Below are 21,198 nucleotides of genomic sequence, written 5' to 3'. Positions count from 1 at the left end.
TTGCTGGTACAAAAATACCTGATGATTATAAAGAAAAGGATAAAAGAAGCTTAACCGATACGTTCAATCAACTCTTATCCGATGTAAATTTTATTGACTTTTTGATATGCTTTCAAATAGTAACGGGCATTCCACCTATAAATAAGCGCCCCGGATATGATAAACAAAGGGGAGTTTTATTTTTATATGGAAAAAATGATGATTCAATTAAAGAGATGTTTCATAAGCAGCGCGTACACACACTGATAGATGCAATTATTGATAACACAAGAGAGAGAACCTCTGCAGCCCCAGGTGAAGAACCCAAAACTAAACGTGTAAAATTTATTGGCGGAAAAGTAATCGTTGAAGATGAAAAAAACGAATAGTGGACAGGTAATCTGCCCAAGTGGACAGCTACTGGACAGATTTTTTATGATCTGTCCAGTATTTTTTGACTTTGCCGCTAAGTTTATCGGCTCTGTGGACAGATGGACAGATATTGTTCAATAGCAAGCACTATACGTAATTAGGTTAAAAATAAAAAGTCGCTTACAATTAAGAAGCGGCTAATTTTATAAGTATTTATAATCGAGAAATTCCCTTGTGTTTCAAGGTATGGGGCAGAATTGCCGTAAAAGGACAATTTTTTACTGGGTATGGGGCAAAGTATGGGGCGAAACGTATAATTTAAAATATATATTTACATAAAGAAAAACCCTGTAAGCCGCATGGCTACAGGGTTTTTTAGTGGTTGCGGAGGCAGGATTTGAACCTACGACCTTCGGGTTATGAGCCCGACGAGCTACCGGACTGCTCCACTCCGCGATATTAATTAAACAAAAATGGTGCCGGAGACCGGGATCGAACCGGTACGTGGGTCGCCCCACACAGGATTTTAAGTCCTGGGCGTCTGCCAGTTCCGCCACTCCGGCAAGATTTCGGCTTAATTAGTATAGCACAGCGGATTTCTAAAGTCAAATCCTTTTTTTAACAATTTTTTAATTATGGTAAAAGCGTATTATCATGCGGCAAATCTTTATTGTCTGCAGCTTTTTTTGCAAAATACGCATCAAAAATGTCGCGCGCCACTGGAGCAACACTGTTTCCGCTCGAACCATGCTCAACTATTACAGCAACCGCTATTTCGGGATTATCAAATGGGGCAAATGCAACAAATACGCCGTTAGCAGTACCGCTTCCAACCGAAGCTGTACCTGTTTTGCCGCCCACCTTAATCGGATAGTTTTTAAATACCGACGATGCCGTGCCAACCTCTGCTGCTGAACGCATACCATCCAATATAGCCCTGTAATTGTTTTCTTTTATATTTATTTTTTCAGCAACTTCCGGCTGTGTTACTTTAGATGTACCTTTTCCGTCAGGCGATTGAATGCTCTTAACAATATGCGGTTTATACCTTGTTCCGCCATTTATTACTGTTGCAACATAATTTGCAATTTGCAGAGGCGAAAACAGATTATCAGACTGACCTATTGCAGCTTGGAGCGTATCGCCTCCGTACCATCGCTGACCGCTTTTCTCTCGTTCAGATGGCCCTGCTAATATTCCAGTTGCCTCTCCAGGAAGTTCTATACCCGTTTTTTGTCCTAAACCTAGCTTTGTGCACCACTCATTGAGTCTATCTATTCCAACTAGGCGGCCTGTATTATAAAAGAAAATATTGCAGGATTCCTGAAGAGCTCTTCTAACATCAGTCGTTCCGTGCCCACGCCCATATTCGGTATAAATCCAACAGTAATATATCTGAGGTTTATAAAAATCATATTTACCTGTACAATTCACAGTAGTCGCTGTGCTAATCGCTCCTGTCTCAAGTCCTGCTAAAGCCGTTGCCATCTTAAAAGTTGAACCCGGCTCATATGTTCCGCCTATTGCACGATTAAACATTGGCCTTTTTTTATCGTTAATTAAATTCTGGTAATCAGCCATAAAATTCGTTAGATCAAAAGTGGGGTAAGATGCCATTGCTAAAACCTCACCGGTTTTAACGTCAATTGCAACAGCTGCACCACCATTAACATCAGCCCCTGCTCTTTCCGCGCGAGTTCTGCCCCTAACAGCTATGTTCTGAACATTCTTTGCCAGAGAAGCTTCTGCGGCTTCCTGAAGCCTCTTATCTATAGTAAGTTCAACATCACTGCCGGATATAGGTTGTTTTACATCATTTGATGATGTTGTTTTACCCCGGCTTGTCTGTTCAATTACACTTTCCCCCGCGGTGCCACGCAAATATTGTTCCATAGTCTTTTCGATTCCATCTTTGCCTACAATATCGCTAAGATCATAACCTTTATTGATATAATCGTCAGCTTCGTCTTTATAAATGCTTCCTACTCTTCCCAAAATATGCGAAAGTATGCCTGGCGAAGTATATTGTCTTACTGTGTTTGCCTGAACCTCTATACCAGGGAATTCAGTATACCGCTCTTTTAAAACTGTAACAACAGAGGTATCGACATCCGTAGCAATAATAAATGGATTTGTCGCGCTGAAAGAACGGTTATCCATTTCATACCTAACTCCGGCTACTAACCGCGCATTTTCAGGCGAAAAATTTTCAAGTTTATACTTTTTATATAAAGCAGTCATCGTTTCGCCGGCATTTGCGCCAGCGTCGACATTAACAAAGCTTTTTAACTTTTTTATTTGTTTATCAATCTTTGTCTGTTCATCCTGGTCATCGCTTTTATTAAAGTCATACGGATAATTGCTTACAGGCAGACTATCCGTAAAAGTAAGTGTCTCTTGTTTTAATTCTCCCATTAATTTTAAGATAATATCATTTTGAGAATCAGCGGGCAAAAACACTTTATTCAAAACGACCTGAAACCCCATTCTATTAGTTACAAGGGGTCGGCCATACCTATCCAGTATTTTCCCACGCGGAGCAGATACATTTACCGTTCTCGTAATTTTTCGATTTGCTCGTTCGGCATAATCGGCTCCATTTACTATTTGAATATTTACTAACCGTCCAATCATACCAGCTGCAGCTAAAAAAACTAAAACCGCTAAAAAAATCAGTCTTCCTTTATATTTATCAGTTAGATTTCGATCGTTCATGTTTCCTCCGGTTAATCCTCTTTATAATAACGATTCCTTATCTCCCTGCACAAGTAAAATACAGGCGGTATAAAAATAAATGAATATGCCATTTGTAAAAGTAAATCTCGGGCAATTTCACCAAGGTAAGATAACCCGCTTCCAACGAGAAGCACAACAAGCGCTGCAACAACAATCATAACCATATAGAAACCGATGTAAATTACAAACGCTGCAGTCATTGTGTCCCACAATGTGGATTGAATTAAAAATCCTGCAATAAACCCCGCGAACAAAAGAATTAGCGCATAATAGCCAAAAAGTCGTGTCGTTGTGGCATCACATAGGAGGCCAAGCATTACCCCGAATATCATTCCTGTTCTAATACCGCCTGTCATTCCAACTAAAATCGCACATGGTATTAAAATAGAAGGTACGACTCCATATATAGATAAATCTGTAGCAAAACAAGTTTGAAAGAGAAAAGCAAAAACTGCTAATAATGTAAATGCCGAAACACGGGAAAGTATTAAACTTTTTTCACTCATTAATATCCCTACCCTTATTTATTTTCGGCAATTTCTTCATTATAAGATGTTATTACCATTACATCCCTTAGATTTTTTAGATCTGCAACCGGTTTGACGGAAGCGTAGTATGAAATACCGTCTTTATCAAGTCCAACTTCAACGACACGCCCAATAACTAAGCCCTTTGGAAACATTCCTCCTAAGCCAGATGTCTCTATAACGTCGCCTGCGGCGGCACTTTGCTCGCTTGGCAGCAGAGAAAGTTTACATAGCCCGTTCTTCTTCAGATTTCCATCACCTTCAACAATGCCCGCATCTCTGGTGCGGGACACAATGCCTCCAATCGGGTTTCCTTCTTCTATAACTGTCGACACCTTCGCAAAATTAATTCCTACTTCGTAAACGACTCCTGCAAATCCTTCAGACGTCATTACAACATTACCTACTGCAACCCCATGAAGCGTTCCTTTATCAATTGTAAAAGAACTTAAGTAACTTCCAGGCTCTCTTGATATAACTTCGCCATGTTCCATTTTCCAGCTTGGATGTGTATCATGTAAACCTATATATTTCTTTAACTGTTCATTTTCTATTTTAAGCTGTTCAAGCTGACGAGTGTCAGCTTGTTCAGTTCTTAACTGCTCTTTCAATTTTGTATTTTCAATGTTAAGCGCATCGAATTTAGTAAAATATGAAAGCTTGTCACCAGCAACATTTTTTACCTTAGACGCCCCTTTTTGAAGCGGAGATACAATCGTACCTAATACATTTTGAACAATGCTCATATTTCCTGCAGCCGCAGCTGAATATGCCATCAGGCTGAGAAGCAAGGCACTTATTATAAGCAGTGCTATTATATATGGATTTTTAAGAAAATCTCTCATGATTTCTCCTAATTAATATAATGTTACTCCAAATTCGTTTTTTATCATTTCAGTAAGTTTACATAGCGGCAGACCCATAACATTAAAAAAATCGCCTTCAATACGTCTTATAAAGACTGAACCCAATCCTTGAATTCCATAAGCACCCGCCTTATCCATAGGTTCGCCAGTTTTTATATAACTATCGATTTCTTTGTTGGACAGCGTCCTAAAGAATACCTCTGTACGCTCGGCATCACAAGCCGTATTCCCTTTGTATATTGCAGCAATTCCCGAATAGACTTCATGCCGATTTCCTGAAAGTGCAGTAAGCATCCTGCGAGCATCATTTTGGTCTTTTGGCTTTCCAAATATCTCACCATTACATACCACAATAGTATCCGCGCCTATTATCAGATCATCTGATATATTTGCAGAACGTTTTACCGCTAAAACTTTCTTTAATGCGATGTCTTTGACGAGCTCTTCATATGTTAGCTCGGGATTAATTGATTCGTCTTCATTCGAGACGCATATATCAAATTTAACACCAAGCATAGAAAGAAGTTCTTTCCTGCGCGGTGACTTCGATGCAAGTATTATAGACATCTTTGACCTCCTATCTTCCTGATGAACCAAATCCTCCGCTTCCGCGTAACGTTTTCTCCAAATTATCTGAAACTTCAGTTTCGCATCGAAAATATGGCATTACTGCAAGCTGGGCAATTCTGTCGCCCGGCTGTATGGCATACGGTTTATCTGATAGATTTACAACCCCAACCTTAATTTCACCAGTATAATCACTGTCAATTACTCCAACGCTGTTTGAAAGAGTAATTCCATGTTTTACAGCAAGTCCGCTTCGGGCAAACACTAGCCCCACAGTGCCTTCCGGCAATTTAACCGCTATACCTGTAGGAAGGGTAACCCTTTCGAGCGGTTTGACTGTGACTGCTTCCCTTATGCACGCGGATAAATCCATCCCGGCAGACCCTTCTGTGGCGTAAAAAGGCACTTTTGCCTCATCACATAACTTTTTTATTTTTAGTTCCATTTTACCATCCTATCACTCAACACCTTTATTATACAAACCTCTTGTAAAATCTGTCGGACGCCTATCGGACCCGCCTTTATAAGCTGCGATAATTTCAGCACATGTGTTTCCGCTTTCATCAGTAAAGTGCAGATTATAAAACGACAGCGGAAGCTTTTTTAATCCATTAAGTTTATCAGCAAGATATATTTTTTTTGAGTTATATATGACATTTCTACAATTAGCTAAAGAAAACACAGGAAAGCGTTCACCCCTCCTGTCAATTATCTGTGATGGCAACTGGCATGTTCCTTTTCCTTCGCATCTGCTGGTGTTTCGCATGACGCAATTCTCAGTAGTCATAAGAGGAAGCCTGCCATAAGCAAAGATGCCAACAGGAACTGAAGCATTCATATCTCTTATTTGAGGAAAACTGTTCTCACATGAGATAGTAACATTACCTGCTCCAAGTGAATAAAGCAACTCTATAGATAGGCTGTTATAACAATTTAGTCCTAACCCCGTCAGAATAGTAAACCCTGATTTTTTTGCAAGTTCAAATTGTCCAAGGTTTTCTAAATATGCAGATCTTATTCCTAGACTATTTACTTTTTGTAATAATTCTGCATATTTTTTTAGTTCGTTATCAAATATGATCTTTGGAAATATAACGCCAAGCTTTCCCGAATCAAATTCGTCAGCTATTTTAATAATTTCATTTGCAGACAGATAAAGGGCATCTGCCAAGCGAACCGATTTTTTAGCCTGTTCGGCAGTTTGAAAAAAGCAATTTAAGATTGGCCTATTTAATATTTTCTTTCTAACAGGAAAGTTTATGTTAATTAAGCTTGGCATAAAGCTTCTCTTAGTCTCTATCTTGTAATTGTTAAAATCTTTTTCATAAGTCGAGCGTTCAGACTTTAAAATAGAATTATACTCGGAATTTTCATTATCTGCCTTTATTCCAAGCATTTGCTTGCCTTTTTTATCCTCAAAATAACTCTGGGTGAATCCACTGCGTGAAAATAATATCTCAAGATTTCTGATATCTTGTTTCGAGATCTGCTCTCCTATTACCGCTTTGTGATATATTCGCGTGGATGCACTTACATATTCCGGTCGCTTCATCCTTCCTTCAATTTTAACAGAGGCAACACCCATTCGCTTAAGATCCTGCATTATATTTACTAGACATAAATCTTTGAGTGACATGATATAATCTTTTTTCCCGTCAACGCAATAAGGAAGCCGGCATGGCTGAGCACATCTGCCTCTGTTTCCACTTCTCTGCCCTATTACTGCACTCATCAGGCATTGACCTGAATAAGAATAGCATAATGCTCCATGTCCAAAGACCTCAGTCTCGATGCCTGCATTTTTTGTTATATACTCTATCATTGCGGACGGAAGTTCTCTTGCAAGAACAACCCTTGAAAACCCCATTTCAGATAGTTCTTTTGCGCCATCTAAGCTATGGATAGACATTTGGGTACTCCCGTGCAGCGCAATTGTAGGGAAATTCTGTTTGATCAGTTTGGCAAGCCCTAGATCTTGAACTATGATTGCTGCAGCGTCCGCCTGTTTTGCCGCATCGGCGACTTCAAGGGCACCTTTTAGTTCTCTATCCGTCAAAAGAGTGTTTAGAGTAATATGTACTTTTACATTATTCTCTTTGCAATAAGAGCAAGCTGCGAAAAACTCATCAATTGACAGGTTTTTTGCATATGCCCTTGCGCTGAATGCAGGCGCGCCAAAATAAACGGCATCTGTACCGTTTTTAACCGCCGCGAATACTGCCTCAAAACTGCCTGCAGGAGAAAGAATCTCTATTGGGTCATTCTGCATTTGTTTTTGTAAGTTGCATCTTAAGATGTGCTATCTCATTCTGCAAACGCATAATTTCACGTCTTGCGTCATCCGCCTCCTGCTTATGACGTCCGACATCTTCAAGATAGCTGCGCAGTTGTTCACGTAGGTTCTCAGCAGTATCTTGCGTTTTCTGCACCTCATCGCAAAGATTAAAGGCAGTCAATACTGCGGCCATTGTTATGGAAGTTTTTTCATTTAAATCCATAATTTCTTTGATTTTCTTATCAACTACCTTAGCTATTTTTTCGATATAATCTTCAGATTCATCTGCAAGAATGTAATATGTGGTATCCATTATTTTTACTGCTACCCTGTTTTTCATACTATCCCCTCCATAAGCTATATTTTTTTATGGGTGAATTTTTTTGATCCATCTGCAAAGTCCGATACTATTTGCCCGTTACCGTAAACTTTGTATTTGTATATTGTTAACCCTTCAAGCCCAACTGGGCCTCGGGCATGCAGTTTGTTTGTTGATATGCCGACCTCAGCACCGAATCCAAAACGGAATCCGTCAGCAAATCGAGTGGAGCAGTTTAAAAATACATCTGCTGAATCAACCCTGTTTAAGAAAATTTCAGCCGTTTCCGTATTTGATGTCACAATTGCATCAGTATGACCTGAGCCATAGTGGTTGATATGTTTAATGGCCTCGTCAACATTTTCGACTATTTTAATTGACAATATATAATCGAGATATTCTGTCCCCCAATCTTGCTCAGTTGCTGGTTCCGCTTCTATTATATCTAATGTATGTTCGTCACCTCTAAGTGTAACCCCTTTGTCTTTAAGCGCTTGGGCTGACTTTGGCAAAAAAGCATTTGCTATATCTTTATGAACCAGCATCGTTTCAGCCGCATTGCAAACAGCAACATACTGAGTCTTTGAATCAACGATAATATTCACTGCCATATCGATATCTGCATCTTTGTCAACATAAACATGACAAATGCCGTCAGCATGACCCATGACTGGTATATGAGAGTTTTCCATAATATAGCGGACAAATGAATTTGAGCCTCTCGGAATAATCAAGTCTATATACTCGTCACATTTAAGCATTTCGGCAACATCTGCTCTTGTTTCAAGAAGCGTTATACAGCCGTCTGGGAGATCACGATCCCTTATAGCGTTTAAAATAACTTGGGTGAGAACCCTGTTGGTAAAAGCCGCCTCGCTTCCACCTTTAAGTATTACTGCATTACCGCTCTTAATGCATAGCGACGCAATCTGCACCAGAGCGTCAGGGCGAGATTCAAAAATCACGCCTATTACGCCAATCGGGCAGCTTACTTTATGCATAATCATACCCTCGGCAAGTTCCGTTTTACTTATTATATTTCCCACTGGGTCAGGAAGCTCTATTAAAGATCTCAATCCTTCAATTACTCCGCGAAGTTTCGATTCGTCAAATTTCAAACGTTTTAAAAGAGGAGCAGTTAGGTCTGAGCGCTTTGCATTATCGATATCCATTTCGTTAGCGGTAAATATATCCTGCGCATGCTCAGATAATTCGTCTATAATGCTTAGAAGTACCTGATTTTTTTCATCCCCTGAAAGTGCAGATAAAACTAAGGAAGCATCATAGGCATTTTTTGCGCTTTCAATTACTGACATTTAGTCTTTCTCCTTTTATATACTCTATTATATATATTATAATTTGTGTTTACATAAGTCAAACATAAAAATATTAAAATCTTTAATTCACATAGGCTGAAAATCTGAATATTATGTTGTATAGGAGGGATCCTTATGTACAGACGAAGAAACGAACGCACAGAAGCAGAAGAAACGGGGGCTATTTCCTGCGCTGTTAAAATCGCGGGAACAAACGTCCAGCTTACAGGTCAAAAAATTTTGCTTCTCGATGATTGCGGACAATGTGTAGCACGACGTTGCACTGATGAAACCGGTACAGCTAGGTTCAGCTGTCTGAGGGAAGGAAGCTACACTTGTATATTTTGCGATAACAAAAGAACTGTTGATGTTTTTCCCAATCGCGTAACTGCGGTGGACTTTTTTACCAACAATACTCACTGTCAATGCGATAATAATACCTGCAATAATAATTCTGAAGGAATAATACCTGATGATTTCTTTGACAGATTTATAATCCAGGAACCATAGTGTACATAATTCCAGTTCAAATTTAACTGTTTTTATGATATTATAAAAATGGTGATGAAAATGAATATTAAAGAAAGAGCGGATGCAATAATTGCCGCTCTTGAGTCTGTTTATCCTTACGCTATTTGCTCTCTTAAATATACTAAGCCGCATGAGCTTTTAATTTCTGTACGCCTATCCGCCCAATGTACTGATGCGCGTGTAAATATTGTTACAGAATCTCTTTTTAAAAAATACCCTACCCTATCCTCTTTTGCAGAATGTGATTTAAGCGAATTATCAGAGGATGTGAAAGCCTGCGGCTTTTATAAAACGAAAGCTCGGAATATTAAGGACGCTGCAACCATGCTTATTAATAAATATAACGGCACTATTCCGGATAATATTGACGACCTGTTAAAAATTCCTGGGGTAGGCAGAAAATCAGCAAATCTTTTGCTTGGTGATATTTACGGAAAACCGGCAATCGTTGCGGATACTCACTGCATTCGTATTTCCAATAGGCTTGGTTTTGCAAATTCTCAAGATCCGTATAAAGTTGAACTATCTTTAAAAGAAATTATTCCTCCACAAAAGTCTTCGGACTTTTGTCACAGGCTGGTCTTGTTCGGCAGGCAATACTGCACCGCAAGAAAACCTAGTTGTGATAAATGTCCCATTTCTGATTTATGTCCAAAAATACAGTAACCGAGTAACAACAAGAATTACTGTTACATATTATATAACAGGTGTACTGTAGGCACATCTATTTTATATATTTTTACATAAATTTTAATTTTTTAAAATTTAGTATTGAAATCTAATTTTATATGTGATATCTTATAAGTGTTATAATAAATAAGGCAAGGGCGCCGAGTTCAATTAAGAGCTCGCGCCTTTTTTATTTAAATTAAATCAGGCAATGTCGCCTAATTCACTAAAAAGTGAATTAGGTGTTTTTTTATATATGGCAAAGACGCCAGATCCACTACAAGTGAATCGGCGTCTTTTTTGTTAGCAGAATTAATGAATGGGGGTAGCGATGTTGACGAAAATAACGAATTCAGTCTTTAAGAAAGGCTATGGTAAGTTAATCTTATATACTTGGCCGGCGGTCAATTCTTATATTTATTTGTTCCGCCGGTATAGTATATGAATCTTCTAAATTTCAAATCGTCTAGGTTTGTATCACGGTAAGGAGTATTAGTATGAAAAATCAAAAGGTAGCAGGTAATAAATTAATAATAATCGCTCTTCTTTATGTAACCTCTGTGTTGATAACAATATCAGGTATTTTCTTTTGTATATACAGTGCAATTAGCAATTTAAGTTTTAAGATTATTAATACGAATATGCCTGGTTTAGTTTTTGGGCTTCTTGTGGCATACCTTGGTTTACGCTATTTCATATCGGTAAAAAAACTCAGTTCAGAAGTCTACAAACCGACATCGATCTTTTCATGGAGCAACTTCCGCAAAAGAAAGACATTAAAAAGCAGATAATTTAATTATTATATTAATGGAGGAGTAAGTATGAAAAAAAAGTTTAAGGGTTTACGATTGGTGTTCCTGATCTCAATTCTTATGATGGTATTTGCAGGCGTAGCTATGGCTGCCGGAGCAGATCCAACAGGAGCATCCTATGCAACATCAACAGGGCAGGAAACAATTTCAGATGTAGCTGTTGCAGCAAGCAAGGCCCAGTACAGTGCCAACTTTGTATGGGTCATGATCACAGGCTTTATGGTTTTCTTCTTCCAGTGCGGATTCGCAATGGTTGAAACAGGCTTCTGCCGTGCAAAAAATGCTGCGCATACGATGACAATGAATTTCATGGTTTTCTTAGTCGGTGCAATAGGTTATTTCTTAGTCGGTTTTGCACTTCAGTTCGGCGGTTCGGGCGGGGCTGCTGGTCTTGGAACTGGCGGATCTGTTTTAAACGGAATGCTATCAATTCCGGGTCTTGGCGGCATACTAGGTTATAAAGGCTTTTTCCTACAAAGCGGCGGCACTTATGATGCCGGAATTTATGCATTGTTCTTCTTCCAGATGGTGTTTATGGATACGACAGTTACGATTCCAACCGGGTCTATGGCAGAGCGCGTTAAATATTCAGCTGTTGTAATTTCTTCTTTCTTTGTTTCAATGTTTTACTATCCTCTTTTCGGCAACTGGATGTGGGGCGGCGGCTGGATGTCAACGCTAGGTAAAAACTTTGGTATTGGTCACGGCGCGGTTGACTTTGCAGGTTCAGCGGTTGTTCATACAATGGGAGGAATGATGGCATTAGCGGGTGCAATTGTAATCGGTCCCCGTATAGGTAAATTCAGAAAAGACGGAACAGCACGTGCATTCCCAGGCCACGATATCCCAATGGCTATAATAGGCACAATCGTCCTGTTTTTCTGCTGGTTCTCGTTTAACGCAGGTTCTACACTTAACGCTGGCGACTTCAGACTTGCAGTAGTTGCAACCAACACAATGATAGCCGGCGCTATCGGCGGACTTGCCGCTATGTTCTACATGTGGGCTAAATTCGGCAAACCAGATCCTTCAATGACTGCAAACGGCGCACTTGCCGGACTCGTTGCAATAACGGCACCCTGTGCCTTTGTGAATGCAATTTCATCATTTATAATCGGACTTATTTCAGGAATCCTTGTTTGTATAAGCGTTTCTTTTGTTGAAAATAAATTAAAAATTGATGATCCAGTCGGGGCAATCTCAGTTCACTGCGTAAATGGCAGCTGGGGTGTTTTAGCCCTTGGTTTGTTTGCAGATGGTTCATATGGCGACGGAATAAACGGAGTTGCAGGCGGTGTTAAAGGCTTATTCTTTGGCGATGCGGGTCAATTTCTCGCTCAGCTGATTTGCTTCGGCGTATTGATAGTTTGGGGCTTCGGCGTTTCTTACATCTGGTTTAAATTCCTTGACAAGGTACATGGTTTAAGGGTCAACCCCGAAGTCGAGCTGGAAGGCCTTGATCTTGACGAAATGGGTGCTTATGCTTATCCTGATTTTCTTGTTGTTAAATCAGAGCTTGATTCGTTTTCTCCCGACAATGCTGAAGTAAAACAATCAAATAAAGTTAAAGTATCAGTCTAATATTATAATTGAGGAGGGTTTACATATGAAGAAAGTTGAAGCTATAATCAAACCAGAAAAATTTGATGAAATAAAAGAGGCTTTAAATCATCTCGATATTAAGGGTATGACTATTATGCAGGTACTTGGTTTCGGCAACCAAAAAGGGCAAAAAAAGTTTTACCGTGGAACTGAGATTAGTTTAAATCTTCTTCCCAAAATAAAAATAGAAATAGTAATCAATGATAATTTAGTTGATGAAATTGTTTCAGTAATCGCAAAAACAGGTAAGACTGGAAATATAGGTGACGGAAAAATATTTGTGTCAACTATTGACAACGCAGTTAGGATTAGAACCGGTGAAAGCGGCGATCTTGCTCTTTAAATTCAATTACACAATTAATAAAGCTGGTATTGAGTTCAATACCAGCTTTTTGTATTTTCCCGGAAATAAATTAAAATGCAATAACAAGTCCGCCCTGATTTGCAAAAACAGTGCTCGTGCCACCTGTTTCAACAATTATGATATCTTTAAAGGTGTGCCTTTTTTTAACTTCCTCTTTAAAAAATTCCGCGCGTTCTTTGTCATTACAATGTGAAATTACAAGGATGCGTTCTTTAAGGTTCATTCCCTGCTCCCCTATCATTTCTGCAAGTCGAATAAGAGCGCGCTCTGTTCCTCTGATCTTTTCATATAATTTAATTCGTCCATCACCGTCGCTGCCCATAATTGGTCTAAGTGAAAGAGTTGCCGCTATTAAACCAGTGATTTTACTCATGCGTCCGCTTTTCATAAGAGTTTCGAGATTTTCAAGAACAAAATATGTTTTCATCTCTTTTATAAAAGCATTTATCTTTTCTACTATCGTATCAAAATCAATTTTATTATCAATAAATTCCCGAATTTTCAGCACAAGCAGCACCTGCCCCGCAGAGGCACTTAGAGAATCAAAAACGTGCGTGCGTTTAGTTGGCTCTTCCTCCGCAAGGATATCCTGAGCAAATTTTGCACTGTTATATGATCCGGACAGCCTGCTTGACAGTGTTACGCAAAAACTTTCATTTGATTTTTTAAATCTTTTTAGATATTCATCTGGTGCAGGACATGCAGTTTTAGGAGCTTCCTTGTGTGTCGCTAGGGAATGAAGCAATTTACGTATATCAAGATGTCCGTCATCTAAAAATTCTTCATTTTCTATACTAATTGTTAAAGGTGAAATATCGACATTTAACGCTTCGCATAATTCCGGCGGCAAATCACAGCATCCATCTGTAATTATCGTTGTACTCATTTTACCAGCTCCATTTTTTCTATAGAATTGACGTAATATCTAAAAATTTATACGTTTCTAAAAATCCGGAAAAAATTTTTATCATTTTGTATGCCTCTTCCTCACTATCCGCCTCAAGATCAAGCGGCATTATTGGGTCATGAAGAGACATACGAAGTAAAAACCATCCGCCGAAACAATTAACGCGGACCCCTTCAAAATTATGAGTTTCAGGTGTAAGCTCAGGTATATTATCAACATAATCTGAGAAATCTTTTAATATCTTTTCTCCGTAAGCTTTAAAATCCTCTGCTTTTATTGGAAGTCTAAAAGTTTTAGAAATCTTTGCTTCTTTTAAACTAACAATTAAATCAGAAAGTTTTTTGCCTTCTTTTGAAAGCCTGATCATTTTTATAAGGATTTTAGTAACAAGATAAGCTCCGTCATCAAGAAAATAATTTTCACGCATCGCTGCATGTCCGCTGGTCTCAATCGCGAGCGGACACGATATTCCATCTTCATTTAATCTGATTGCTTCGTTAATAACGTTCCTGTAACCACGCTTAAAACGATGATGCTTACCTTTTAACTCTTCTTCAATGAAATACTTTAACCCTGTGGAAGTAACCGAATCTGTAACAATTGTTTCACCAGGTTTATCTTCTAACAGAATTGCGGAAATAAGAGCAATCAATCTATTTTTATTTATTTCTCTTCCAGTCTCGTCAACAACGGCAGCGCGGTCAACATCTGTATCAAAAATAATGCCTAAATCAGACTTTGAATCGATAACAGCTTTAGATATCGCATCCATAGCCGATTTGTCCTCTGGATTGGGGACATGGTTTGGAAACATTCCATCAGGGTCAAGAAAAACGCTTCCCGAAATATCTGCCCCAAGAGGCTCTAAAACTTCTTTTGCATAAAATCCCCCGGCCCCATTACCCGCATCTAGTGCTATTTTAAAACCTGCAAGGGGTTTGCTTTCTCCCGTTTCCGATATAATTTTATCCAGTATAAATTTAGAGTATGCAGATATGTAGTCTAATCTAACAACTTGTCCTTTACTTTGTTCTGCATGTACATTAGCCTGAGCATATTCCAGTATCTCTGTAATATCACTGCTTTCAAGTCCGCCTGATGCAGTAAAAAATTTTAACCCATTTCTATTAAAGGGCAAGTGGCTGGCAGTTATCATCAGAGAGGCATCTGCATTTACGTTTTTATCTACACATGTCATAAACATTGCAGGAGTTGTACAAAGGCCACAGTCCAATACTTTGACACCTGCAGATGTAAAACTGTCTATGCAAACCTTCTTTATGCGTTGGGCGGATATTCTGCTATCATGGCCAACTGCCAAAGTAAGGTCGTCAGTTTTGTTTAGTTTTTTCTCAACCCATATAACAAAGCCAGCTGCTATGCGGCCGATCGTCTCATCAGTCAGGTTGACAGTCATACCTTCAATCCCCTCTGATGCAACCCCTCGGATATCGCTTCCATTTTTTAATGCAGCCCATTCCTTTGATAAACTCATCTTAGACTCCTTGTAAACTGTTTATTCAATATAGATATTATAGTATATAAAATCAAATAACTCAAGGATATTTTAATACTTTTGACTTGAATAGAAATATAATTTTCCCTATAATATTAAATTATGTATCATAATTTGAGAGGGGTAAACTATATGTATTTCATAGGTATTGATTTAGGAGGAACAAATATTGCAACTGGAGTTGTAGATCAACAAGGTAAAATTGTTGCTAAAAACTCAATAAAAACCCAGGCATCAAGACATTATAATGAAATAATCAAAGATATGGCGGAAAGCTGTCTTAAAGTCTGCAAGGAAAATAACATATCATTTGAAGATATTAGTGGCATTGGAATCGGCACCCCCGGGACAGTTCAGCCTGGGACTGGAATTATCACTTTTGCGAACAACCTTGGCTTCCATAATGTGCCAATGAAACAAGAGATGGAAAAACTGCTTAAAAAACCTGTTTTCGTCGGTAATGACGCTAATGTTGCTGCACTTGGCGAAGTATTCTGCGGCGGGGCAAAAGGCTATCGCTATGCCGTCACCGTGACACTAGGTACTGGAGTCGGAGCAGGGGTTATAATTGACGGCAAAATATATGAAGGTTTCAACGGCGGCGCTGTCGAAATGGGACATTCTATAATAAAATTTGACGGGATCCAATGCAACTGCGGAAGACGTGGATGCTGGGAACAGTATGCATCAGCCTCTGCCCTTATTAATCAGACCAAAGAACAAATGGGCAAACATCCAGAGTCATTGATGTGGCATATCTGCGAAAACGATCTTGAAAAATGCAACGGGCGTACAGCTTTTGCCGCAGCACAACAGGGTGACAAGCCTGCTGCACAAATTGTTGACCAGTATATAACGTATATAGCTTATGGCCTTGGTGATGTAATTAATATATTTCAGCCTGAAATCATACTTATAGGCGGTGGTATATCCGGTGAAGGCGAATATTTATTAAAACCTCTCCGTGAAAAAACTTACAGTTTTTGCTATGCAGGTCCTGATGGTATGAAACTTGCTAAAATCGAAAAGGCGCAGCTCGGAAACGATGCCGGAATTATTGGTGCAGCTGCACTCTCAATGTAATTAATATATTTAATAAAGGTACATGGATTATCCATGTACCTTTACTTTTTGTATAAGCAAGACGTTGTATTACATTATTCGTGAATTATCCTAAGCAAATTATTCTTAGCGCTTATAATATGTTCTCTTGTAAGCTCCTCTGCGCGTTCTCCGTCATGTTCCGCAATCGCGGTCAAAATATCACGGTGTTCCTTTACTGCTATCTCGGCACGGTTTGCAGTCTTAATAGAAACTTCCCTTGCCTTTTGAATATAATGGTGGAATTGAGACAGCGTTTGTTTAAGCGGACGGCTTCTGCTTGATTCGTATAACAGTTCATGGAACTTGCCGTCCAGTTGCCAGACCTGAAGAGGATCTTCGCGGCTTACATAAAACTCCTGAAGCTCAACAATTTCCCTTAGTTCACCAATCTCTTCGTCTGTGATATTCTGTGCAGCCCATCTGGCTGCAAGCCCCTCTATATGCATCCGGATAGTATAAATATCTTCGATATCCTTTTCAGATACTCCAACTACTACAGCACCTTTGTTAGGTATATTTTTTACCAGTCCCTCAAGTTCAAGCTGATGGAGTGCATCACGCACAGGAGTTCTGCTTACGCCAAGCTGTTCCGATAATTTTATTTCCGTCAGACTATCACCCGGCGAGAACGTGCCGTTTAAAATCGCCATCTCAATTTCTTTGAATACCTGCATTCTAAGAGAATTGTTATCAGCGATTCCTCCTAGTTTTTTCATTCATATTTCACCTTCTGCACGGAATACTTACCGGGCGCGAACAATTCAACCTGTTCAACTAATTCCTCTTCACTGATAATAGTCTGACGTCCATTTGCATATTGTTCGTCAACATAATTTTTAAGGGCTTCAATTATAGGATCTTTTTTTGTTAACTTTTTATCCTCAATTAAACGGTAGTAGTTATTCATCCAATACGCTATACCGGCAAGACCTGAAACCTGACTTACAGTTACAGAAGCAGGGCGATTTAGAATTTTTGCGGTATCGAAAATATTATATATCTCCTCGTCTTTTAGCAATCCATCAGCATGTATGCCGGCACGTGTAACATTAAAATGTTTTCCGACAAAAGGAGTCATCGGCGGAATTTCATATCCGATTTCATTTTCATAATAATCGGCAATTTCAGTAATCGCCGTAGGATCCATGCCATCAAACGTTCCGCGTAGAGAAGCGTATTCAAATACCATTGCTTCAAGCGGAATGTTTCCTGTCCTTTCTCCTATCCCTAGAAGGGAACAGTTTACTGCGGAAGCACCGTATAGCCATGAAACACTTGCATTTGCAACGCCCTTGTAAAAATCATTATGTCCATGCCATTCAAGCATCTCTGAAGGAACCCCAGAATAGTGCTGAAGGCCATAAACCAAACCCGGCACGCTTCTAGGCGGCGATACTCCCGAATGCGGCACACCATATCCCATAGTATCGCATGCACGGATTTTTACAGGAATATGCGCTTCTCTCGACATATCCATGAGCTCGTTCACAAACGGAACGACAAAACCATAAAAATCTGCGCGTGTTATATCTTCAAGATGGCAGCGGGGACGGAGCCCGGCCTCAAACGCATCGGCAACAACCCCGAGATAATGATTCATTGCCTGCCGGCGAGTCATGTTTAATTTTTTAAAAATATGATAGTCTGAACAGCTGACGAGAATCCCTGTTTCTTTTATTCCAATATCTTTCACGAGTCTAAAATCATTTTTTGAAGCGCGGATCCATGTTGTTACTTCAGGGAACTTAAGTCCAAGTTCCATGCACTTCTCCACAGCGCGTCTATCGTTCTCACTATATACAAAAAATTCAGTTTGTCTTATAAGTCCTTTCGGTCCCCCAAGCCTGCCCAGCAGTTTATAAATATGTACCATCTGCTCAACAGAATACGGGGTACGTGACTGCTGCCCATCACGGAATGTGGTATCAGTAATCCAAATATCTTTTGGCATGTTCATAGGCACACGGCGGAAATTAAAAGGAATCTTCGGTACCTCAGAATACGGATATATTTCCCTGAACAAATTAGGTTCCGGTACATCCTGAAGTTGATATTTATAAGGGTCCTGCTCTAAAAGATTGGTGTTTTTACTGAGTTCTATTGCCATAAAAAACTCCTTTCCACCGTTTGTACGGGATTAATTTTTGCATTTTATAAAATGTACTATTGTATACAATAATACTATGGTGTTATAATACTATGCACATAAGTAACTGTCAAGAACATTTTATATAAAAAGGATTATTATGTTCATAGTTTGTTAAATGATTCTTTATAAATTGTCTATTGGCAGTTAATAATTGTCTGCTATTATGATAATGTCCTTGAATACTTTTTTCATAATCCACCCATTACTAAAGAAGCAGGCACCCCCCCGCCTGCTTCTTTAGTTTATTTATAGGCAGAATTCATTTTTCTTCATATAATGAAGGAAAGGGGTGTTATTATGCAGGAAAAGATATTAAACATTGAAAATCCTATGGATTACAATACAATGATGCGTACACTTGAAAAATTAAAAGAACGTTATTCTTTTATTGAAATTTTGAGTATTGGCACAAGTATTTTAGGACGAGAACTCCCACTAATTCGCCTCGGCAATGGTGAAAAAAAAGTTTTATACATAGGAACACATCATTCACTAGAGTGGATAACTTCTATGCTTCTGCTCAAATTTGTTGAGGAATATTGCATTTTATATAAGTCAAATGCACGTCGTTTTCGCCATTGCATTAAGTCCCAATCTGAAAAAAGCAGTATATTTATTGTCCCTATGTTAAATCCAGACGGAGTCGAACTTGTTCAGCATGGCATAGGAAAAGAAAACCCGCTTGAAGAACGGTTAAAACGTATGAGCGGCGGCGATTTTTCAAAGTGGCAGGCAAATGCAAGAGGTGTAGACCTAAATCACAATTACAATGCTGGGTGGCATGATGCTAAGGCTATGGAACAGGAATATGGCATACTGGGTCCAGGTTCAACCAGATACTGCGGCGAATATCCAGAAAGTGAACCTGAAGTTCAAGCTGTTTGTTCACTCTGCAGAGCTATTGATTTCAATCAAGCTATAGCTTTTCATTCCCAGGGACAGGAGATTTATTGGGAGTACTGTGGAGTCGAGCCTTCAGGCGCACGAGCAATCGGAGAACTATACTCCCGTATATCCGGATATACGCTTTCAAGCCCGACGGGAATTGCTAGCCATGGAGGTTTTAAAGATTGGTTTATTTCAGAATTTAAAAAACCTGCATATACTATTGAAGTCGGACTGGGACAAAATCCCCTGCCCCTTACAGATCTTGATGCCATATACAAAAAAATTGAAGAAATTTTATTTATTTCACCTGATTTTTAATTGAAATGTTGATTTTAGCATGATATAGTATTACATGGGGAAATTTGTTGAACTGCAATTGATAGGTGATAAATACCGTGGAATTAGATGAACAATCTGTAAAATCATTAATTAACAAAGCAGCATTGGCAAAAGAAAATGCCTATTGCCCATATTCTCGCTTTAGAGTTGGTGCTGCGCTGCTTACTGACAATGGTAATGTATATTTAGGATCAAATGTTGAAAATGCTTCCCTAGGTGCGACCATATGTGCGGAAAGAAGCGCGATAGTAGCTGCAGTTTCTAACGGCGAACGAAAATTTAAGGCTATTGCAATAGCAGGCGATAAAGATTTTTGTTATCCCTGCGGAATATGCAGACAATTTATTTCTGAATTTGGAGAAGACATAGAGATAATATCTGTCAATGGAGACGGCGATTATGAGCGCAATCTCCTGTCAGATATTTTTTCTCATATGTTCAAATCGTATGATGGAAAATATTGAAACTAATCCCTATTGCAGCTTTAAGGCTATTCGTGATATTCAAAACCGATTTGGATTTAAATTTACAAAATCGCTGGGACAAAATTTTATAATTGACAGTGAAATACCAAGAAGAATCGCCTTAGAGGCCGGTGTAGACAAAAATACCGGGGTTATAGAAATCGGTCCCGGGATTGGGAGCCTGACCTATGAATTGTGCACTAACGCCTTAAAAGTTGTGGCAATTGAACTTGATAAGACGCTTTTACCTGTTCTTTCATATACGCTTGGCAAATTTGATAACATAAAAATCCTTCATGGCGATGCCATGAAAATTGATCTTCAAAATATTATAAACAATGAGTTTATTTCCTATGGAATCACAGATATTAAATTCTGTGCTAACCTGCCGTACTATATAACAACTCCGATTATCATGCACCTGCTTGAATCCAAGCTTCCGATTACTTCTATCACTGTTATGGTTCAAAAAGAAGTAGCTCAGAGACTCTGCTCAAACCCAGGCGGTAAAGACTGCGGAGCAATTACATTTGCAGTTGCGTATTTTGCAAAAGCTGGCTACCTTTTTGAGGTTCCGGCGTCAAGTTTTATGCCAGCGCCTAAGGTTGATTCATCTGTGGTGCGTCTTAGTCTATTAAATGAACCGCCGGTAAGGCCTTATTCGGCTGAAAAGATGTTTTTAATCATTAAATCTGCATTTTTACAGCGTCGCAAAACACTCTTAAATGCGCTTTCTAATTCACTTGGGATGCCACGTGAAAATATAGTGTCTGCAATAGAACACTTGGGACTTCCACCAGATATACGAGGCGAAAGATTGACTCTTCACGACTATGCAAACTTAAGCGATGTTTTATATAAAAATAGTTAACTATAATTTCAGAGATTTTAGAGAG

The 21,198-nt window shown here is 39.1% G+C and carries 22 protein-coding genes and 2 tRNA genes; 10 read left to right on the top strand and 14 right to left on the bottom strand.

The window, feature by feature from the left end:
• Window positions 1-368: hypothetical protein (locus tag Q8865_06850; protein ID MDP4153135.1), on the top strand; the 368-nt coding region annotated here is incomplete at its 5' end.
• 362 nt (window positions 369-730) lie between these two features.
• On the opposite strand, the gene Q8865_06845 is transcribed toward Q8865_06850, so the two are convergent.
• The 10 genes from Q8865_06845 to Q8865_06800 all read right to left on the bottom strand — a co-directional run bounded on the left by Q8865_06845 (window position 731) and on the right by Q8865_06800 (window position 8,957).
• Window positions 731-807, bottom strand: a tRNA-Met gene (locus tag Q8865_06845).
• An 18-nt stretch (window positions 808-825) separates the two neighbouring features.
• Window positions 826-914 (bottom strand) — tRNA-Leu (locus tag Q8865_06840).
• 70 nt (window positions 915-984) lie between these two features.
• Window positions 985-3,066 (bottom strand): penicillin-binding protein 2, encoded by a 2,082-nt coding sequence (gene mrdA, locus Q8865_06835; GenBank protein ID MDP4153134.1) that lies wholly within the window; start codon window positions 3,064-3,066, stop codon window positions 985-987.
• Window positions 3,067-3,077: 11 nt separating this feature from the next.
• Entirely contained in the window at window positions 3,078-3,593 is a 516-nt protein-coding gene (mreD, locus tag Q8865_06830; GenBank protein ID MDP4153133.1) for a rod shape-determining protein MreD, read from the bottom strand.
• 14 nt (window positions 3,594-3,607) lie between these two features.
• Window positions 3,608-4,459: a rod shape-determining protein MreC gene (mreC, locus tag Q8865_06825; protein ID MDP4153132.1), complete on the bottom strand. Its 852-nt coding sequence runs from the start codon at window positions 4,457-4,459 to the stop codon at window positions 3,608-3,610.
• 12 nt (window positions 4,460-4,471) lie between these two features.
• Window positions 4,472-5,047: a Maf family protein gene (locus Q8865_06820; protein ID MDP4153131.1), complete on the bottom strand. Its 576-nt coding sequence runs from the start codon at window positions 5,045-5,047 to the stop codon at window positions 4,472-4,474.
• Window positions 5,048-5,057: 10 nt separating this feature from the next.
• Window positions 5,058-5,492, bottom strand: a complete 435-nt coding sequence (gene dut, locus Q8865_06815) for a dUTP diphosphatase (GenBank protein ID MDP4153130.1) — start codon at window positions 5,490-5,492, stop codon at window positions 5,058-5,060.
• 12 nt (window positions 5,493-5,504) lie between these two features.
• Window positions 5,505-7,316, bottom strand: coding sequence for a U32 family peptidase (locus Q8865_06810; protein ID MDP4153129.1), 1,812 nt, complete (start codon window positions 7,314-7,316; stop codon window positions 5,505-5,507).
• Complete coding sequence (locus tag Q8865_06805) at window positions 7,306-7,662, bottom strand: cell division protein ZapA (GenBank protein MDP4153128.1); 357 nt, start codon at window positions 7,660-7,662, stop codon at window positions 7,306-7,308. Before Q8865_06805 ends, Q8865_06810 begins: the two co-directional genes overlap by 11 nt.
• A gap of 17 nt (window positions 7,663-7,679) precedes the next feature.
• Window positions 7,680-8,957 carry a glutamate-5-semialdehyde dehydrogenase gene (locus tag Q8865_06800; protein ID MDP4153127.1) on the bottom strand — a complete coding sequence of 426 codons (1,278 nt, stop codon included), beginning with the start codon at window positions 8,955-8,957 and terminating at the stop codon, window positions 7,680-7,682.
• Window positions 8,958-9,092: 135 nt separating this feature from the next.
• On the opposite strand from Q8865_06800, the gene Q8865_06795 reads away from it, so the two are divergent.
• The 5 genes from Q8865_06795 (at window position 9,093) to Q8865_06775 (ending at window position 12,914) form a co-directional block, all read left to right on the top strand.
• Entirely contained in the window at window positions 9,093-9,467 is a 375-nt protein-coding gene (locus tag Q8865_06795) for a hypothetical protein (GenBank protein ID MDP4153126.1), read from the top strand.
• Between the two features lie 60 nt (window positions 9,468-9,527).
• Window positions 9,528-10,154: an endonuclease III gene (gene nth, locus Q8865_06790; protein ID MDP4153125.1), complete on the top strand. Its 627-nt coding sequence runs from the start codon at window positions 9,528-9,530 to the stop codon at window positions 10,152-10,154.
• 500 nt (window positions 10,155-10,654) lie between these two features.
• Window positions 10,655-10,948 (top strand): hypothetical protein, encoded by a 294-nt coding sequence (locus Q8865_06785; GenBank protein ID MDP4153124.1) that lies wholly within the window; start codon window positions 10,655-10,657, stop codon window positions 10,946-10,948.
• A gap of 30 nt (window positions 10,949-10,978) precedes the next feature.
• On the top strand, window positions 10,979-12,550 hold the full coding sequence (locus Q8865_06780) for an ammonium transporter (protein MDP4153123.1): 1,572 nt from the start codon (window positions 10,979-10,981) through the stop codon (window positions 12,548-12,550).
• A gap of 25 nt (window positions 12,551-12,575) precedes the next feature.
• Complete coding sequence (locus Q8865_06775) at window positions 12,576-12,914, top strand: P-II family nitrogen regulator (GenBank protein MDP4153122.1); 339 nt, start codon at window positions 12,576-12,578, stop codon at window positions 12,912-12,914.
• A 70-nt stretch (window positions 12,915-12,984) separates the two neighbouring features.
• Here Q8865_06775 and Q8865_06770 read toward each other — a convergent pair whose 3' ends face one another.
• Together Q8865_06770 and Q8865_06765 are read right to left on the bottom strand one after the other, a co-directional pair.
• Window positions 12,985-13,821, bottom strand: coding sequence for a DegV family protein (locus Q8865_06770; GenBank protein MDP4153121.1), 837 nt, complete (start codon window positions 13,819-13,821; stop codon window positions 12,985-12,987).
• Window positions 13,822-13,840: 19 nt separating this feature from the next.
• Window positions 13,841-15,337, bottom strand: a complete 1,497-nt coding sequence (locus Q8865_06765; protein ID MDP4153120.1) for a phosphomannomutase/phosphoglucomutase — start codon at window positions 15,335-15,337, stop codon at window positions 13,841-13,843.
• A 153-nt stretch (window positions 15,338-15,490) separates the two neighbouring features.
• Between Q8865_06765 and Q8865_06760 the strand changes: the two genes are divergently transcribed.
• Complete coding sequence (locus Q8865_06760; protein ID MDP4153119.1) at window positions 15,491-16,441, top strand: ROK family protein; 951 nt, start codon at window positions 15,491-15,493, stop codon at window positions 16,439-16,441.
• Between the two features lie 74 nt (window positions 16,442-16,515).
• Here the strand turns inward: Q8865_06760 and Q8865_06755 are convergent, their stop codons facing one another.
• Entirely contained in the window at window positions 16,516-17,178 is a 663-nt protein-coding gene (locus tag Q8865_06755) for a GntR family transcriptional regulator (GenBank protein MDP4153118.1), read from the bottom strand.
• Window positions 17,175-18,569 (bottom strand): 2-isopropylmalate synthase, encoded by a 1,395-nt coding sequence (locus tag Q8865_06750; protein MDP4153117.1) that lies wholly within the window; start codon window positions 18,567-18,569, stop codon window positions 17,175-17,177. Before Q8865_06750 ends, Q8865_06755 begins: the two co-directional genes overlap by 4 nt.
• A 339-nt stretch (window positions 18,570-18,908) precedes the next feature.
• On the opposite strand from Q8865_06750, the gene Q8865_06745 reads away from it, so the two are divergent.
• From Q8865_06745 to rsmA, 3 genes are all read left to right on the top strand, one after another.
• Window positions 18,909-19,817, top strand: a complete 909-nt coding sequence (locus Q8865_06745) for a M14 family metallocarboxypeptidase (protein ID MDP4153116.1) — start codon at window positions 18,909-18,911, stop codon at window positions 19,815-19,817.
• 77 nt (window positions 19,818-19,894) lie between these two features.
• Window positions 19,895-20,302, top strand: coding sequence for a cytidine deaminase (gene cdd, locus Q8865_06740; GenBank protein MDP4153115.1), 408 nt, complete (start codon window positions 19,895-19,897; stop codon window positions 20,300-20,302).
• Window positions 20,286-21,173, top strand: a complete 888-nt coding sequence (rsmA, locus tag Q8865_06735; GenBank protein ID MDP4153114.1) for a 16S rRNA (adenine(1518)-N(6)/adenine(1519)-N(6))-dimethyltransferase RsmA — start codon at window positions 20,286-20,288, stop codon at window positions 21,171-21,173. The genes cdd and rsmA overlap by 17 nt, the downstream gene beginning before the upstream one ends.
• The last annotated feature ends 25 nt before the right edge of the window (window positions 21,174-21,198 follow it).

The sequence above is a fragment of the Bacillota bacterium genome (assembly GCA_030705925.1).
GTDB lineage: Bacteria > Bacillota > Clostridia > Oscillospirales > Feifaniaceae > JAUZPM01.
This window is presented reverse-complemented; position numbering and strand designations above follow the sequence as displayed.

What these genes read in the sequence shown, in the direction of transcription:
- mrdA (MDP4153134.1), bottom strand. Translation starts at nt 3,066, where the DNA reads ATGAACGATCGAAATCTAACTGATAAATATAAAGGAAGACTGATTTTT.
- mreD (MDP4153133.1), bottom strand. Translation starts at nt 3,593, where the DNA reads ATGAGTGAAAAAAGTTTAATACTTTCCCGTGTTTCGGCATTTACATTA.
- mreC (MDP4153132.1), bottom strand. Translation starts at nt 4,459, where the DNA reads ATGAGAGATTTTCTTAAAAATCCATATATAATAGCACTGCTTATAATA.
- Q8865_06820 (MDP4153131.1), bottom strand. Translation starts at nt 5,047, where the DNA reads ATGTCTATAATACTTGCATCGAAGTCACCGCGCAGGAAAGAACTTCTT.
- dut (MDP4153130.1), bottom strand. Translation starts at nt 5,492, where the DNA reads ATGGAACTAAAAATAAAAAAGTTATGTGATGAGGCAAAAGTGCCTTTT.
- Q8865_06810 (MDP4153129.1), bottom strand. Translation starts at nt 7,316, where the DNA reads ATGCAGAATGACCCAATAGAGATTCTTTCTCCTGCAGGCAGTTTTGAG.
- Q8865_06805 (MDP4153128.1), bottom strand. Translation starts at nt 7,662, where the DNA reads ATGAAAAACAGGGTAGCAGTAAAAATAATGGATACCACATATTACATT.
- Q8865_06800 (MDP4153127.1), bottom strand. Translation starts at nt 8,957, where the DNA reads ATGTCAGTAATTGAAAGCGCAAAAAATGCCTATGATGCTTCCTTAGTT.
- Q8865_06795 (MDP4153126.1), top strand. Translation starts at nt 9,093, where the DNA reads ATGTACAGACGAAGAAACGAACGCACAGAAGCAGAAGAAACGGGGGCT.
- nth (MDP4153125.1), top strand. Translation starts at nt 9,528, where the DNA reads ATGAATATTAAAGAAAGAGCGGATGCAATAATTGCCGCTCTTGAGTCT.
- Q8865_06785 (MDP4153124.1), top strand. Translation starts at nt 10,655, where the DNA reads ATGAAAAATCAAAAGGTAGCAGGTAATAAATTAATAATAATCGCTCTT.
- Q8865_06780 (MDP4153123.1), top strand. Translation starts at nt 10,979, where the DNA reads ATGAAAAAAAAGTTTAAGGGTTTACGATTGGTGTTCCTGATCTCAATT.
- Q8865_06775 (MDP4153122.1), top strand. Translation starts at nt 12,576, where the DNA reads ATGAAGAAAGTTGAAGCTATAATCAAACCAGAAAAATTTGATGAAATA.
- Q8865_06770 (MDP4153121.1), bottom strand. Translation starts at nt 13,821, where the DNA reads ATGAGTACAACGATAATTACAGATGGATGCTGTGATTTGCCGCCGGAA.
- Q8865_06765 (MDP4153120.1), bottom strand. Translation starts at nt 15,337, where the DNA reads ATGAGTTTATCAAAGGAATGGGCTGCATTAAAAAATGGAAGCGATATC.
- Q8865_06760 (MDP4153119.1), top strand. Translation starts at nt 15,491, where the DNA reads ATGTATTTCATAGGTATTGATTTAGGAGGAACAAATATTGCAACTGGA.
- Q8865_06755 (MDP4153118.1), bottom strand. Translation starts at nt 17,178, where the DNA reads ATGAAAAAACTAGGAGGAATCGCTGATAACAATTCTCTTAGAATGCAG.
- Q8865_06750 (MDP4153117.1), bottom strand. Translation starts at nt 18,569, where the DNA reads ATGGCAATAGAACTCAGTAAAAACACCAATCTTTTAGAGCAGGACCCT.
- Q8865_06745 (MDP4153116.1), top strand. Translation starts at nt 18,909, where the DNA reads ATGCAGGAAAAGATATTAAACATTGAAAATCCTATGGATTACAATACA.
- rsmA (MDP4153114.1), top strand. Translation starts at nt 20,286, where the DNA reads ATGATGGAAAATATTGAAACTAATCCCTATTGCAGCTTTAAGGCTATT.